13 protein-coding genes are annotated in these 12,827 nt (G+C 71.6%); 8 read left to right on the top strand and 5 right to left on the bottom strand.

Going from position 1 to position 12,827, the window contains the following annotated elements; genetic code table 11:
- Positions 1-25 precede the first annotated feature (25 nt).
- On the bottom strand, positions 26-703 hold the full coding sequence (gene nucS / locus B5D66_RS10160) for an endonuclease NucS (protein ID WP_078761437.1): 678 nt from the start codon (positions 701-703) through the stop codon (positions 26-28).
- A gap of 288 nt (positions 704-991) precedes the next feature.
- Between nucS and B5D66_RS10155 the strand changes: the two genes are divergently transcribed.
- Positions 992-1,378: an SCO5389 family protein gene (locus B5D66_RS10155; RefSeq protein ID WP_078761436.1), complete on the top strand. Its 387-nt coding sequence runs from the start codon at positions 992-994 to the stop codon at positions 1,376-1,378.
- Positions 1,379-1,430: 52 nt separating this feature from the next.
- Here B5D66_RS10155 and B5D66_RS10150 read toward each other — a convergent pair whose 3' ends face one another.
- The gene (locus B5D66_RS10150) at positions 1,431-2,441 is read right to left on the bottom strand and encodes an LLM class flavin-dependent oxidoreductase (protein ID WP_078761435.1); all 1,011 of its coding nucleotides are present in this window, start codon (positions 2,439-2,441) and stop codon (positions 1,431-1,433) included.
- Between the two features lie 126 nt (positions 2,442-2,567).
- Here B5D66_RS10150 and B5D66_RS10145 point away from each other — a divergent pair, with 126 nt between their 5' ends.
- The 3 genes from B5D66_RS10145 to B5D66_RS10135 all read left to right on the top strand — a co-directional run bounded on the left by B5D66_RS10145 (position 2,568) and on the right by B5D66_RS10135 (position 4,938).
- A complete protein-coding gene (locus B5D66_RS10145; protein WP_078761434.1) occupies positions 2,568-3,758 on the top strand; it encodes a 3-hydroxyacyl-CoA dehydrogenase in 1,191 nt (396 codons plus the stop codon).
- A 96-nt stretch (positions 3,759-3,854) separates the two neighbouring features.
- Positions 3,855-4,175 (top strand): ATP/GTP-binding protein, encoded by a 321-nt coding sequence (locus B5D66_RS10140; protein WP_200813604.1) that lies wholly within the window; start codon positions 3,855-3,857, stop codon positions 4,173-4,175.
- A 31-nt stretch (positions 4,176-4,206) separates the two neighbouring features.
- Positions 4,207-4,938, top strand: coding sequence for an alpha/beta hydrolase (locus B5D66_RS10135; protein ID WP_078761433.1), 732 nt, complete (start codon positions 4,207-4,209; stop codon positions 4,936-4,938).
- A 91-nt stretch (positions 4,939-5,029) separates the two neighbouring features.
- Here the strand turns inward: B5D66_RS10135 and B5D66_RS10130 are convergent, their stop codons facing one another.
- Both B5D66_RS10130 and mce read right to left on the bottom strand, forming a co-directional pair.
- Positions 5,030-6,346, bottom strand: a complete 1,317-nt coding sequence (locus B5D66_RS10130) for a DivIVA domain-containing protein (RefSeq protein WP_078761432.1) — start codon at positions 6,344-6,346, stop codon at positions 5,030-5,032.
- A 403-nt stretch (positions 6,347-6,749) separates the two neighbouring features.
- Positions 6,750-7,217 carry a methylmalonyl-CoA epimerase gene (gene mce / locus B5D66_RS10125; protein WP_078761431.1) on the bottom strand — a complete coding sequence of 156 codons (468 nt, stop codon included), beginning with the start codon at positions 7,215-7,217 and terminating at the stop codon, positions 6,750-6,752.
- A gap of 83 nt (positions 7,218-7,300) precedes the next feature.
- On the opposite strand from mce, the gene B5D66_RS10120 reads away from it, so the two are divergent.
- The 4 genes from B5D66_RS10120 to B5D66_RS10110 all read left to right on the top strand — a co-directional run bounded on the left by B5D66_RS10120 (position 7,301) and on the right by B5D66_RS10110 (position 11,134).
- Complete coding sequence (locus B5D66_RS10120) at positions 7,301-8,488, top strand: acetyl-CoA C-acetyltransferase (RefSeq protein ID WP_078761430.1); 1,188 nt, start codon at positions 7,301-7,303, stop codon at positions 8,486-8,488.
- 87 nt (positions 8,489-8,575) lie between these two features.
- Positions 8,576-9,520, top strand: a complete 945-nt coding sequence (gene meaB, locus B5D66_RS10115; protein WP_078761429.1) for a methylmalonyl Co-A mutase-associated GTPase MeaB — start codon at positions 8,576-8,578, stop codon at positions 9,518-9,520.
- A 99-nt stretch (positions 9,521-9,619) separates the two neighbouring features.
- The gene (locus B5D66_RS26460; RefSeq protein ID WP_327308278.1) at positions 9,620-9,910 is read left to right on the top strand and encodes a hypothetical protein; all 291 of its coding nucleotides are present in this window, start codon (positions 9,620-9,622) and stop codon (positions 9,908-9,910) included.
- A 33-nt stretch (positions 9,911-9,943) separates the two neighbouring features.
- Positions 9,944-11,134 carry an MFS transporter gene (locus B5D66_RS10110; RefSeq protein WP_327308276.1) on the top strand — a complete coding sequence of 397 codons (1,191 nt, stop codon included), beginning with the start codon at positions 9,944-9,946 and terminating at the stop codon, positions 11,132-11,134.
- Here the strand turns inward: B5D66_RS10110 and B5D66_RS10105 are convergent.
- Positions 11,052-12,746, bottom strand: coding sequence for a glycosyl hydrolase family 18 protein (locus tag B5D66_RS10105; RefSeq protein ID WP_078761428.1), 1,695 nt, complete (start codon positions 12,744-12,746; stop codon positions 11,052-11,054). The genes B5D66_RS10110 and B5D66_RS10105 overlap by 83 nt on opposite strands.
- Positions 12,747-12,827 lie beyond the last annotated feature (81 nt).

Here is a 12,827-nt window from a genome sequence, read left to right as displayed (position 1 = left end):
GTGTCGGTTGGGGCGTGGTGCGGGGTCAGAACAGGCGGGGGGTGTCCGGTTCGATGCCGCGCAGGGCGTCGTAGTCGAGGGTGACGCACGAGATCCCGCGGTCGGTGGCCAGGACACGGGCCTGCGGTCTGATCTCCTGGGCGGCGAAGACCCCGCGCACGGGCTTGAGAGTGGGGTCGCGGTTGAGGAGTTCCAGGTAGCGGGTGAGCTGTTCGACCCCGTCGATCTCGCCGCGCCGTTTGATCTCCACGGCGACGGTCGCGCCGTCGGCGTCACGGCACAGGATGTCCACCGGGCCGATCGCGGTGGGGAACTCGCGGCGGATCAGCGTGTAGCCCTCGCCGAGGGTGGTGATGTGCTCGGCCAGGAGCTCCTGGAGGTGTGCCTCGACGCCGTCCTTCTGCAGGCCCGGGTCCACGCCCAGCTCGTGGGAGCTGTCGTGCTGGATCTCCTCGATCGTCAGCACCAGTTTCTCCCCGGACTTGCCGTGGGTGACCGTCCAGATCGCGGTGCCGTCCTCGTTCGCCGACTCGCGCACCGTGCACGGGGGGTTCATCCAGTTCAACGGTTTGAAGGCGCGGTCGTCGGCGTGGATGGAGACCGATCCGTCGGCCTTCATGAGGATGAGCCGAGGGGCCATGGGGAGGTGGGCGGTCAACCGGCCCACGTAGTCGACGCTGCAACGGGCAATGACAAGACGCACGGAAGGTCACGCTACCGGTATCGGTGGACCGTGTCGGCCGGATTCGCGTGGGAGGCGTGACGCGGCCGTGTGAGGTTCGAGGAAGCGGTGGATTTCCCGGTTTCCGCGACAGAAACGAAAATGAAAACTATTTTCATATGGCGTGGAGGGTAGTCATCTCTGACCCTCCCGTCCCGTGACGCGGTGCGCAACGGGATCTAACGTCACAACAGGCACGTGGGGGTACAAGGGTGGCGATCGCCCTGCTTCTTCCCCCGCGGCGACCTGTCACTGTGGGAAGGGACTCTCATGTCGCTGACGGTTTCACCGGAACTGCTGGAGAAGGCCCAGCGGGGTCCGGTCGACGACACCGACTTCATCGCCTGCATCCAGGAATCCCTGCCGTACGCCTGGGGGGTGGTCAGCGGACTCGCCGAGCGCGTGCGCGCCACCGACACCGACTACGAGGCCAACGAGGTTCCGCCGCCCGGCGAGACGGAGCGCGGCCAGCTGCTGCGCCTGCTGGCCAGCGACGCCATGCGCGGCGCGGTGGAACGTCACTTCGGGATGCGGCTCGCCTTCCAGAACTGCCACAAGGTCGCCCTGTTCAAGCCGGAGGCCGACGCCGCCTACCAGGAGTTCGTGACGCCTCGCTCACAACTGCTCAACCAGTCGCCGGAACTCGTCGACTGCTGAGTGCCCCCGGCCGCGGCATCGCCACACGCGGCCGGGATCCCACCAGCGCCGGTCAGCCCAGGGCCTTGCGCACCAACGGCAGCACCTCGGCCCCCAGCCGGGCCACGTTGTCCAGCACGGCCCTGGGCTCACCGGCCCCCTCCACCATGAGGATCAGCTCGGCGGCACGGGTCGCGCGGGCCTGTTCCACCAGCCGCTCGGCGCACTCCCCGGGCGAGCCCACCGCGTGGGTGTCGCACAGGAAACGGGCGTAGGCGTGCGCGTCGCGTCGGGCGCGCGGCCGTCCGTCCACGGGGACATAGTCGGCCAACCCGGGTTCCAGCCATTTCGGCAATGTCTCCAGCAACGTCGCGCGGGCCGCGTCACGGGAGTCGTCGACATGGGCGAGACCGGTCACGACGGGACCCGGAGGGGCGTGTCCCGCCGCGCGCGCCAGCCGCGCGTGCGTGGCGGCCATCGATCCCTGTTCCCGGTACCCCTGGTGCAGGCCGAGCAGGACCGGCAGGCCCAGGCGCGCCGCGAGTTCCAGGCTCGTCCGCGATGTCGAGGCGACGACCGGCAGGTGCGGGCGGGTGCGTGGCGCGGGCACGATCTCGACCTCGCGGAACCCGAAGGTCGCGCCGTCCGCGCGGGTCCGCCCACCGGCCATGGCCCGGGTCAGCACCTCCAGGGCCTCGGGGAAACCGCGTTCGTAGCGCTCCAGCCCGGTGCCGAACACCTCCAGGTCCACCCACGGCCCGCCCCGGCCCACGCCGAGGCGGAAACGGCCGTCGGACACCACGTCGAGCAGGTTGGCCTGTTCGGCGAGGGCCACCGGATGCCAGGTGCTCAGCACGCTCACCGCGGTGCCGACCCCGATGCGCCGGGTCCGTCCGAGCGTGAAACCGGCCAGCGTGATCGCCGAGGGGCACACGCCGTAGGACATGAAATGGTGCTCCGCGTACCAGACCGTGTCGAATCCGGCAGCTTCAGCCGCGACGGCCGTCGCGACGGTTCTTTCCAATATCGAATGGTGGTCCTGCCCCGGGAAACCGGCGGCCAGGAGGAGGACTCCGATGCGCATTGCGCCATGGTGGCGTCCCGAAGGGCGCGCTGTCCCCGCGACGGCCGGATCGGCCGAGGGGGCGCGCGGCGCGTCCCAAGGCCCCGAGCACGGATGGCGCGACGGGCACCCTCTAGGGTTGGCCCCATGGTGCAGGAGATCCACAAGGTGGGAGTAGTCGGGCTTGGGACCATGGGCGCCGGCATCGTCGAGGTGGTCGCCCGAGCGGGTTTCGCGGTCACCGGGGTCGAGGTCGACGACACCGCACTGAAGCGTGGTCGCGCGCATCTGGAGCGGTCGCTGGCCAAGGCCGTGGACAAGGGCAAGCTGTCCGAGGAGGAGCGCGCGGGCATCCTGGAGCGCGTCACCTTCTCCACGTCACGGGAGGACCTTGCAAACGCGGACTTCGCGATCGAGGCGGTTCCAGAGCGGATCAACATCAAACGGGACGTCTTCGTCGATCTGGATCGGATCTGCCCGCCGGGCGCGATCCTGGCGACGAACACCTCCTCGCTGGCGGTCACCGAGATCGCCGCGCTGACCAACCGGCCGGGCAAGGTCGTCGGCCTGCACTTCTTCAACCCGGCACCGGTGATGCGTCTGATCGAGGTGGTCACCACGGTCGTCACCGAGCCGGGGGTCGCCGAGGTCGCCACCGAGATGGCCAAGCGCTTGGGCAAGACCCCGGTCGCGGTCGGCGACCGGGCGGGGTTCGTCGCCAACGCCCTGCTCGTGCCCTACCTCAACCACGCGGTCCTGCTCTACGAACGTGGCGTCGCCTCCCGGGAGGAGATCGACGCGGCGATCGTCGAGGCCGCGAAACTGCCGATGGGACCGCTGGCCCTGCTGGACCTCGTCGGCCTCGACGTCTGCCTGGCCGTGATGGACGTGCTGTGGGAGGAGTTCCGCACCCCGCGTTACGCCGCGGCCCCGCTGTTGCGCCGCATGGTCGCGGCCGGTCTGCTCGGCCGCAAGACCGGACGCGGTTTCTACGTCCACTCCGACGCGCGCGAGACCGCCGTCCAGCCGGTCGGGGACAGCGCCAGGCTCCCCACGCCCCCCGGCACCCCGGAACTGGCCGACCTGCTGCTGGCCCCGCACATCGATGACGCGCTGCGCATGGTCGGCTCGGGGTACGCCACGGCCGACGACGTCGACACCGCCATGCGGTTCGGGTGCGGCTACCCCACGGGGCCGATCGAGATGCTCGACGAGCGTGGGGTCGCCTCCGTGGCCGAGACGCTGGCGAAGGTCCACCCCGAGCTCGCGCCGGGGGCGGTCCCCGCGTCGTCGCTGCTGGCCGCCCTGGTCGCGCAGGGGCGTCAGACGCTGCGCTGAGCCTCCCGCCGCGCGGGCCCGTCCGGGCCCGCGCGGCCCGGCTCCTCCTCGGGGCACCGGTTCGGCCTGGTCGCCCGGTTCTCCTACCCTGGAAACGTGAGCCCGCGTCGCAATGTCCCCCGCCGTAGGGAAGGCCGCCCTCAGCACAGTCCCGAGGCCTCGGAATCCCTCATCCTGCGCATCACCGGTGGTGAACGCCGGGAGACCGGTCCCGACGGCGAATGGGCGCTACGGCGGATCAGCGGCGCCGCGGCCCTCAAGGTCTACCGCTGCCCGGGATGCCACCAGGAGATCCCGCCCGGTATGGCGCACGTCGTCGCCTGGCGGCCCTACGGCAACGGGGAGGACCGCCGACACTGGCACTCCTCCTGCTGGGACCGGCGCACCCACCGCACCGTTCGCTATCCGCGGCGCTGATCCGCCGCGGACCTCGCCCCCGGAAGGACCCATGGAGATCCGCGCGAGCACGATCCTGCCGGCCCGCCGCAGCCCCATCACCCTGCACACCGCCGACGGGCTGCGACTCATCGGGGAACTGGCCCTGCCCCCCGAGTCCGACCCCGTGGCGACGCTGGTGTGCCTGCACCCGCTGCCCACCGCCGAAGGCATGATGGACAGCCACGTCCTGCGCAAGGCGTCCTTCCGGCTGCCGGCCCTGGCCGACATCGCGGTACTGCGGTTCAACACGCGCGGCACGACGTCGCGGCACGGCACCAGCGAGGGGACGTTCGGCGAGGGCGAGACCGAGCGGCACGACGTCGCCGCCGCGATCGAGTACGTCGAGTTCGAGGGGCTGCCCCGCCCCTGGCTGCTGGGATGGTCCTTCGGCACCGAGCTCGCGCTCAAGTGGGGCTGCGACCCCGAGGTGGAGGGCGCCATCCTGCTGTCACCGCCGCTGCACCGCGCGGGCGACGCCGACATGGACGTCTGGGCACAGTCGGGCAAACCGGTGGTCGCGCTCGTGCCGGAGTTCGATGACTACCTGCGCCCGGAGGAGGCGCGGGCGCGCTTCGCCCGCATCCCGCAGGCCGAGGTCGTCGGGGTCCCCGGAGCCAAGCACCTGTGGGTCGGCGAGCCCTACGTGCGGACCGTGCTCGACGAGGTGGTCCGCAGGGTCGCGCCGAAGGCGTACCCGCTGCCCACCGAGTGGGACGGCGAGTACACCAAGGACGTGCTGTGACTCCACGGCCCCGGTGACGCGGCGGGGGCGGGCCCGGTTCGAGGGAACCGGGCCCGCCCCCGCTCGTGGATTCGGCGTGGCGCCGGAGGCGCTACTCCTGCCACCAGTCCTCGTCGTCGGAGCCCTTGGGCTTGCCGGGCACGGTCTGCTTGTGCCCGTTGGCCTGCTGGGAGTCGGCCTTGGCCTCGATCGCGACGGGCTCCTCGACCGGCGCCGCGGCGACCGGCGGGGCGGCCGGGGCGGCGGGCATCGCCGCGAAGTCGGCGCCGCCACCGCCACCGAGAAGCTGCCGCAGCTGGGCCAGGTGCGACTGGATGCTGTCGCGCTGGCGGGTGAGCTCGTCGACCTGCTGGCGGGCGGCCGTCAGGATGCGGTCGGCCTCGGACTTGGCGTCGCTGACCAGGTGCTCGGCCTTGGACTTGGCCTCGCTGCTGATCTGCTCGGCGTTCTTCTTGGCGTTGGCGACGAGCTGCTTGGCGTGCTGCTCGGCGTCGCGGCGGGTCTGCTCGGCCTGCGCGCTGGCCTTGGTGGCCCGCTGCTCGGCGCTGGCGGCGCGCTCCTCGGCCTCGGCCACCAGCTTCTGGGTGGCGGCCTGGGCGGCGGCGAGGCGCTCGGCGTCCTGCCGCTCGGCCTCCTCGCGACGGTTGGCGAGCTGGATCTCGAACTCGGCCTCGTCCTGGGCGCGCTTGGCCTCGCTCTCCTCCAGCAGGCGCTGAGCCTGGGCGCGGAGCTCGTCGGCCTGGCGCTTGGCGGCCTGCAGGGTCTCGTCGCGCTCGCGCTTGGCCGAGGCGCGGGCCTGAGCGCACTCGCGCTCGGTGGTCGTGCGCAGCTTGGCGATCTCGCCCTCGAAGGTGGCGCGCTTCTCGGCGATCTCGTGGTCGACGGCCGAACGCTTCTTCTGGACCTCGCGCTCGGTGGTGGAGGCCAGCTCGTCGGCCTCGCGGCGGGCCGCCGTGCGGATGTCGTCGGCCTCGCTCTCGGCCGACGTGCGCATCTCATCGGCCTCGCGCTGCGCGGTCGTCCGCAGCTCGGTGGCCTCGTTCTCCGCGGCGGCGCGCATCTCGGCGGCCTCGATCTTGGCCGCGGCCTTGATGTCGTTGGACTCGGCCCGCGCGCCCTGCACGAGTTCGGTGGCCTGCTCCTCGGCGAGGCGGAGAAGCTGCTCGATGCGCGCGCCCAGACCGGAGTAGGTGGGACGCTCCTGCTCCTGAAGCTGGCTCCGGGCCTCGCTCAGCTCCTTGCGGTGCTTTTGGATCTCTTCCTTGGAGCGGTGGAGGTCGCTCTTGAGCTGCGCGATGTAGGTTTCGACCTGGGCCCGATCGAAGCCGCGCAGGACCACGTCGAACTCGGGAGGCTGGTTGCTTTCCTCGAAGAAGTTGCTGAGCTGGGCGTCAATATCGGACGACATGTGGCGGAATCCTGAACGGTGACGAGACGGCTACATTGACGGATGTTGCGTTTCGAGTCGGGGAGCGGGCGTCACGGCGTCCGGGCGAGGCCGGTCGAACACGCCTCATTCCGGGGGGCACTGCCTGGGAGCGTACTCCGGGAGGTCGATTCGCATGGTGAAGTTCACTCCATTGGGGGGATGGAGGTGAATCCCAGGTGTGGACGTGGCCGTCGCCGACCCGAAGGCGTATCAATCTGAACCGGCGAGGGACAGAGGTCGCTTCAGTCCATGACGGGACATGGCGACTAGCAGACTTTATCAAGCCCTGATGCGCACGGAAGGGGGCGTTGGGGGAGAAGTCATGACCGTCTCCCCCAGGAGAGGGGGCGGACGTGCGGAAACGGAAAAAGTGACGGTTGAGTTACACCGCCGTACCCTGCGTCCCCTCGCTCTCACCCGCGTCGTCGCTCCCCGCGGCCTGTACCAGCTCGGTGAGCACCCCACCGCAGTCCTTCGGGTGCAGGAACACGATCGAGGACCCCATCGAACCGTGCCGCGGTCGCTCGTCGAGCACCCGCACCCCCCGGTCGCCCACCGCCGCGGCGGCGCCCGCGACGTCGGAGGTGCCGAACGCGACGTGGTGCACCCCCTCGCCGTTCCTGTCGAGGAAGCGGGCCACCGGCGAGTCCTCGCGGATCGGTTCGAGCAGCTGGAGGTAGGTGGCGCCACCGTCGTCGGTGCCGTTGACCCGGAGCATCGCCTCGCGCACGCCCTGCTCCTCGTTGACCTCCTCGTGCGTCACCTCGAAGCCGTAGGTGCGGCGGTAGAAGGCGACGGCGGCGTCGAGGTCACGGCAGGCGATTCCGACATGGTCGATGCGGGTGAACACGGTCTTCGACCTCCCGGCGATGGGCGAACGGCGTGTATGTATGGTGTCAGATCAGGTGTGACGCACATTATGGAGGCTCGCCCATGCCCGGTTCTGTCATCGTCAGCGGAGCTCGTACCCCCATCGGGCGGCTGCTCGGGTCGCTGGCCGGCTTCTCCGCGGTCGACCTGGGGGCGATCGCCATCAAGGCCGCGCTGGAGCGCGCCGGGATCGGCGGGGATCGGGTCGACTACGTGATCATGGGCCAGGTCCTCCAGGCCGGTCAGGGGCAGATCCCCTCCCGCCAGGCCGCGGTCAAGGCGGGCGTCCCGATGAACGTGCCCTCGTTGACCATCAACAAGGTGTGCCTGTCGGGGCTCGACGCGATCGCGCTCGCCGACCAGCTCATCGCCGCGGGCGAGTTCGACGTCGTCGTCGCCGGTGGCATGGAGTCCATGACCAACGCGCCCCACCTGCTGCCCAAGGCCCGCCACGGCTACAAGTACGGTTCGATCGAGGTCCTCGACGCCACGGCGCACGACGGCCTCACCGACGCCTTCGACGGCGACTCGATGGGCGCCTCCACCGAACGGCACAACACCCGGCTGGGAATCACCCGCGCGGAGCAGGACGCGTTCGCGGCCCGCTCCCACCAGCGCGCCGCGGCGGCGATCAAGGACGGCCGCTTCGACGCGGAGATCGTGCCGGTGGAGATCCCGCAGCGCAAGGGCGAGCCGCGGATCTTCGCCCAGGACGAGGGGGTGCGCGCCGACACCACCGAGGAGGCGCTGGCCCGGCTGCGCCCGGCCTTCGCCCCCGAGGGCACGATCACGGCCGGTTCCTCCTCCCAGATCTCCGACGGCGCGTGCGCGGTCGTCGTCATGAGCCGGGCCAAGGCCGAGGAACTCGGGTGCGACGTCCTCGCCGAGATCGGCGCCCACGGCAACGTCGCCGGCCCGGACAACTCGTTGCAGTCGCAGCCCTCCAACGCGATCCGGCACGCCGTGGGCAAGGCGGGGCTCGACGTCTCCGCCCTCGACCTCATCGAGATCAACGAGGCGTTCGCCAGCGTCGCCGTGCAGTCGATGCGCGACCTCGGCGTCTCCGAGGAGATCGTCAACGTCAACGGCGGCGCGATCGCGCTGGGCCACCCCATCGGTGTCTCCGGGGCCCGCATCGTCGTGCACCTGGCCCACGAACTGCGCCGGCGTGGTGGCGGACTGGGCGCCGCCGCGCTGTGCGGCGGTGGCGGCCAGGGCGACGCGCTGCTGCTGCGCGTTCCCGCGTCCTGAGGTCCCTTTCCGTCATCCGGTGTCGCGGGTCCGATCGGATCCGCGGCACCGGCCGCGAGGGGCCGTCCGACCTGGCTGGAGGAACCCATGGATGTCGGTGAGCTCGTCGACCGCGCGCTGCGCCGGGACCGGCGTGCCGTCGCGCGGGCGATCACCCTGGTCGAGAACGCCTCCCCGGCCCTGCGGGAGATCATGGCCCGGCTGGCGCCGCACGGCGGTCGGGCCAGGGTCATCGGGTTGACCGGCGCGCCGGGTGTCGGCAAGTCCACCTCGACCAGCGCCCTCGTCACCGCGTTGCGCGCCCGAGGGGAGACCGTGGGGGTCCTGGCGGTCGATCCCTCCTCGCCCTTCACCGGGGGCGCGTTGCTCGGCGACCGGGTGCGCATGCAGGAGCACGCCGGGGACGCGGGTGTGTTCATCCGCTCCATGGCCAGCAGAGGGCACCTGGGCGGACTGTCCTGGGCGACCCCGCACGCCCTGCGGGTTTTGGACGCGGCCGGCTACGACACGATCCTGGTCGAGACGGTCGGGGTCGGCCAGGCCGAGGTGGACATCGCCGCGCACGCCGACACCACGGTGGTCCTGCTCGCCCCCGGGATGGGCGACGGCATCCAGGCGGCCAAGGCCGGCGTCCTGGAGATCGCCGACCTCCTCGTCGTCAACAAGGCCGACCGTGACGGGGCCCGCGCCACGGTGCGCGACCTGCGTCAGATGACGGCCCAGGCCGCCTTGGAACCCGGCGGATGGCGTCCTCCGGTCGTCAGCACGGTCGCGGCCGAGGGCAAGGGGGTCGATGAGCTGGTGGAGCGGCTCGACCTGCACGCCCGCTACCTCGACGACAGCGGCGAGGGCGACCGTCGCCGGCGGGCCAGGGCGCGGGAGGAGATCGTCGGGATCGTCCTCGCCGAGTTGCGGTCCCGCACGGGCGACCTCGACGGGCGGGCCGACCTCGACCAGCTCGGCGCGCGGGTCGCCGCGGGACGCCTCGACCCCTACACCGCAGCCGACGAGCTGCTCGCCTCCCTGGCCTGACCCGCCCCCTGAGCCGGGGGCGCCGTGCCGCGCCGTCGCGGCGTGCCCGCCGGTGGCGATGATGTCCTCGGGAGCGTCGGCTCGCCGGGGGAGGGCACGATGGCGGCAACGGGGAGTGCGCGCGGCGGCGAGGCGCGGCTCTGGTACTACGCGGCGGCGGCGTCCAAGGGCGGGTTCGTCTTCGGTTACGACAACTCGGTGGTCGACGGCGCGGTGGACGCGATCGGGGGGACTTTCGGCGCCGGTCCCGGCGCCGTCGGCGTGGGGGCGGCCTTCTCCGGCCGGATCGCCGACCACGTCGGCCGGATCCGGGGCATGTGGCCGGCCGCGGGACTCTACGTGCTCGGCGCCGCGGGCGCGGCGTCGGCGCCCTCCCCGGCGGTGCTGTGAGGGTTTCGGGTCCTGGCGGGGGCCGCGATCGGGGTGGCCTCGGTCGTCACGTCGGCCTACATCGCCGAGATCGCCCCGCCACGGCTGCGGGGGCGCATGGCCTCGCTCCAGCAGATGGCGGTCGTCGTGGGGATCACCGTGTCACAGGTCGTCAACCTGCTGCCGGTCACGGCGGCGGGCGGCAGCGCGGGCGATGAGCTGGGACCGTTCCCGGCCTGGCGGTGGATGCCCGCTCTGGGCCTGGTGCCGGCGGTCCTGTACTACGTGCTGAGCCTGTCCCTTCCCGAATCGCCGCGTTTCCTCGCCGGAACGGGACGCCTGGACCGGGCGCGCCGGAGTCTGCGGCGGCTGGGGAGGGAGGTCGAGAGGATCCGGCGGGAACGGGGCGCGGCGCCCCGGCCCCGTCTGCGTGACCTCCTGGGTTCCGCCGGTCTGCTGCCGATCGTGTGGGTGGGCGTCGTCTTCGCGGCCCTCCAACAGTTCGTCGGCATCAACGCGGTCTTCTCCTACTCGACGTCGCTGTGGCATTCGGTCGGGTTCGGTGAGGCGCGGTCGCTGTCCATGTCGCTGGTGACCTCGTTCGTCAACATCGCCGGCACGGTGGTGGCGCTGCTCCTGATCGACCGGTTGGGGCGCCGGCCACTGCTGATGGCCGGGTCCCTGGGCGTCGCCGCCGCGCTGCTGGTGACGGCCTGGGCGTTCGCGCACGCGCGGTCGGCGGACGGGGCGGTGTCCCCGCCGGGGGGCTGGGGCGTCGTCGCGTTGGTGTCGGTCGACCTGTTCGTGTTCTGCTACGCCGCCTCCTGGGGCGCCATCCTGTGGGTGCTCCTGGGGGAGGTGTTCCCGATCTCGATCAGGTCCGCGGCGCTGGGAGCGGCGACGGCGGTGCGGTGGATCGCCGACTGGCTGGTCTCGGTCTCCTTCCCGGGGCTGCGGGAGTGGAGCCTGTCGGTACCTACCTGGTCTACGCGGGGATGGCGCTGCTGTCGTTCCTCTTCGTGCGCCGCTTCGTCGCCGAGACCAAGGGCGGGGAACCGGGCGCGGCGCAGGGCTGAGCCCGGCGCGTCGAGGGGCGGCGCGGACGCGGAGGGGGAGGCGGCGCGTCCGCGCCGCCTCCCCCTGTCGTCTCGGGGACGTGTGGTCAGCCGCGTCCGTTCAGCTCGCCGTCGAAGGCGCGGACCAGGCTGCCCTGCTCGTCGTCACCGTCCAGGGACCAGGTCATGATCCCCGACAGGCCCTTCTCCCGCACCCAGGCGGCCTTCTGCGCGATGGCCGTCGGGTCGTCGAAGTTCCAGAAGTCGGTGCCGTTGTACAGCCAGGCGGTCCCGGCGTGGTCGTCGCGGTACAGCTCGAATCCGTCCTGTCCGACGAACTCCTTGAGGACCTTGTAGTCGTTGAAGCCGGGTTCCCACACGCCGGGCGCGCCTCCCTGGGCGGCGCCCCACAGGCCGTTGCCCTGCGGGCCGGGTTCCACGCCGGTCCAGCCGCGCCCGTAGAAGGGAACGCCCATGACCAGGTCCTCGGGCTCGGCACCGCGGTCCAGGTAGGCCTGGATGACGGTCTCGTAGCTGCGCGGGGTCGCCGCGGGGTCGCCCTCGGGCACCCGGACGTTGGACTGGTGTCCGGCGGTGCGGTCCCAGGCGCCGGAGAAGTCGTAGCCCTGCACGTTGAGGAAGTCGAACTCCTCGACCAGCTTGTCCACCTCGTAGCCGGCGTCGATGGCCCCGGTGTTGGCGGGGACGAACGCGGTCAGGCCGAACTCGCGCCCCTCCTCACGCTCCAGCTCGTCGAGCTGGTCGCGGAACTCCTGCACGAGGCCGGTGAAGTTCTCCTTGTCCTCGGGGCGGATGATGTTGCCGGGCTCGCCCTCGGTGCCGGGCCACTCCCAGTCGAGGTCGATGCCGTCGAACAGGCCGGCCGCCGCGCCCTCGCCACCGGCACCGTTGAGCTCGGGCAGGTCGCCGCGCAGGTACAGGTCGATGCACGACTTGACGGCGGCCTCGCGGTTCTCCGGCAGCGCGGCGGTGGAGAAGTGGTCCGACCAGGCCCAGCCGCCGATCGCGATGTTGACCCGCAGGCCGGGGTTGGCCTCCTTCAGTTTGCGGAGCTGGTTGAAGGTGCCGCGCAGCGGCTGGTCGGGGTCGTCGGCCACGCCGTCGACGGAGTCGGCGGCGCCGTAGGTCTGGCCGTAGTCGGCGTAGGCGTCACCCTGGCCGTCCTCGTCGGTGATGAAGCAGCGCCCGTCCTCGTCGAGGTTGGCGAAGGCGTAGTTGATGTGGGTGAGGCGTTCGGCCTGCCCGCTCTCGGCGAGGTCCTTGACCAGGTAGCCGCGGTCGGCCGCGCCCCATTGGGTGAAGTAGCCGACCTGGCGGTACTCGGGTTCCTCCGGTTCGCCGGGCCCGCCGTCACAGGGGGCGCCGTTGACGGTGCAGGTGGTGAAGGCGGTCTCGCCGCCGGAGAAGGCGCCGTTGTAGCCGAAGGTGTAGCTTCCCCCCGCGGGGACGGTGGCGCCCCAGCGCGGCGGGGTGACGGTGTAGCCGTCGGCGTCCGTTTCCAGGGTGGCGTTCCACATCTGGTGGACCTTCGCCCCCTCGGGGAGCGCGAACTCGATGGCCCAGTCCGCCAGCGGCGCGTCGGTGCCGTTGGTGATGGTGATCTGGGCCTGGTAGCCGCTGGGCCAGCGGGAGTTCTCGGTCTGGGTGACGGTGACCCGTCCCTCCACGGTGTCGGCGGCGGCCGACTGCGCGTGGGCCAACGGGGCGAGGGGCGCCAACAGGAGGACCGCGGCCGCCGTGGCGAGCCGCGCGGGGGATCGGGGGGTGCGGGACAGGGGCATGGGGAAGGCGTCTCCGTCTCTGAGCGGGGCGCTAATTTTTAGGAAACTTAACTATTAGTTTTTTCCGGGGTCAATGGAGTG

Origin of the sequence: Marinactinospora thermotolerans DSM 45154 (assembly GCF_900167435.1) — a bacterium.
GTDB classification, from domain to species: Bacteria; Actinomycetota; Actinomycetes; order Streptosporangiales; family Streptosporangiaceae; genus Marinactinospora; species Marinactinospora thermotolerans.
The sequence above is the reverse complement of the archived record's forward strand: the minus strand, read 5'-3'. Positions and strand labels throughout refer to the sequence as shown.

Bases quoted from the DNA above. Each gene is read 5' to 3' on its own strand.
- B5D66_RS10150 (WP_078761435.1), bottom strand. From the start codon at position 2,441: ATGCGCATCGGAGTCCTCCTCCTGGCCGCCGGTTTCCCGGGGCAGGAC.
- B5D66_RS10145 (WP_078761434.1), top strand. From the start codon at position 2,568: ATGGTGCAGGAGATCCACAAGGTGGGAGTAGTCGGGCTTGGGACCATG.
- B5D66_RS10105 (WP_078761428.1), bottom strand. From the start codon at position 12,746: ATGCCCCTGTCCCGCACCCCCCGATCCCCCGCGCGGCTCGCCACGGCG.
- B5D66_RS10155 (WP_078761436.1), top strand. From the start codon at position 992: ATGTCGCTGACGGTTTCACCGGAACTGCTGGAGAAGGCCCAGCGGGGT.
- B5D66_RS10135 (WP_078761433.1), top strand. From the start codon at position 4,207: ATGGAGATCCGCGCGAGCACGATCCTGCCGGCCCGCCGCAGCCCCATC.
- meaB (WP_078761429.1), top strand. From the start codon at position 8,576: ATGGATGTCGGTGAGCTCGTCGACCGCGCGCTGCGCCGGGACCGGCGT.
- B5D66_RS26460 (WP_327308278.1), top strand. From the start codon at position 9,620: ATGGCGGCAACGGGGAGTGCGCGCGGCGGCGAGGCGCGGCTCTGGTAC.
- B5D66_RS10130 (WP_078761432.1), bottom strand. From the start codon at position 6,346: ATGTCGTCCGATATTGACGCCCAGCTCAGCAACTTCTTCGAGGAAAGC.
- B5D66_RS10120 (WP_078761430.1), top strand. From the start codon at position 7,301: ATGCCCGGTTCTGTCATCGTCAGCGGAGCTCGTACCCCCATCGGGCGG.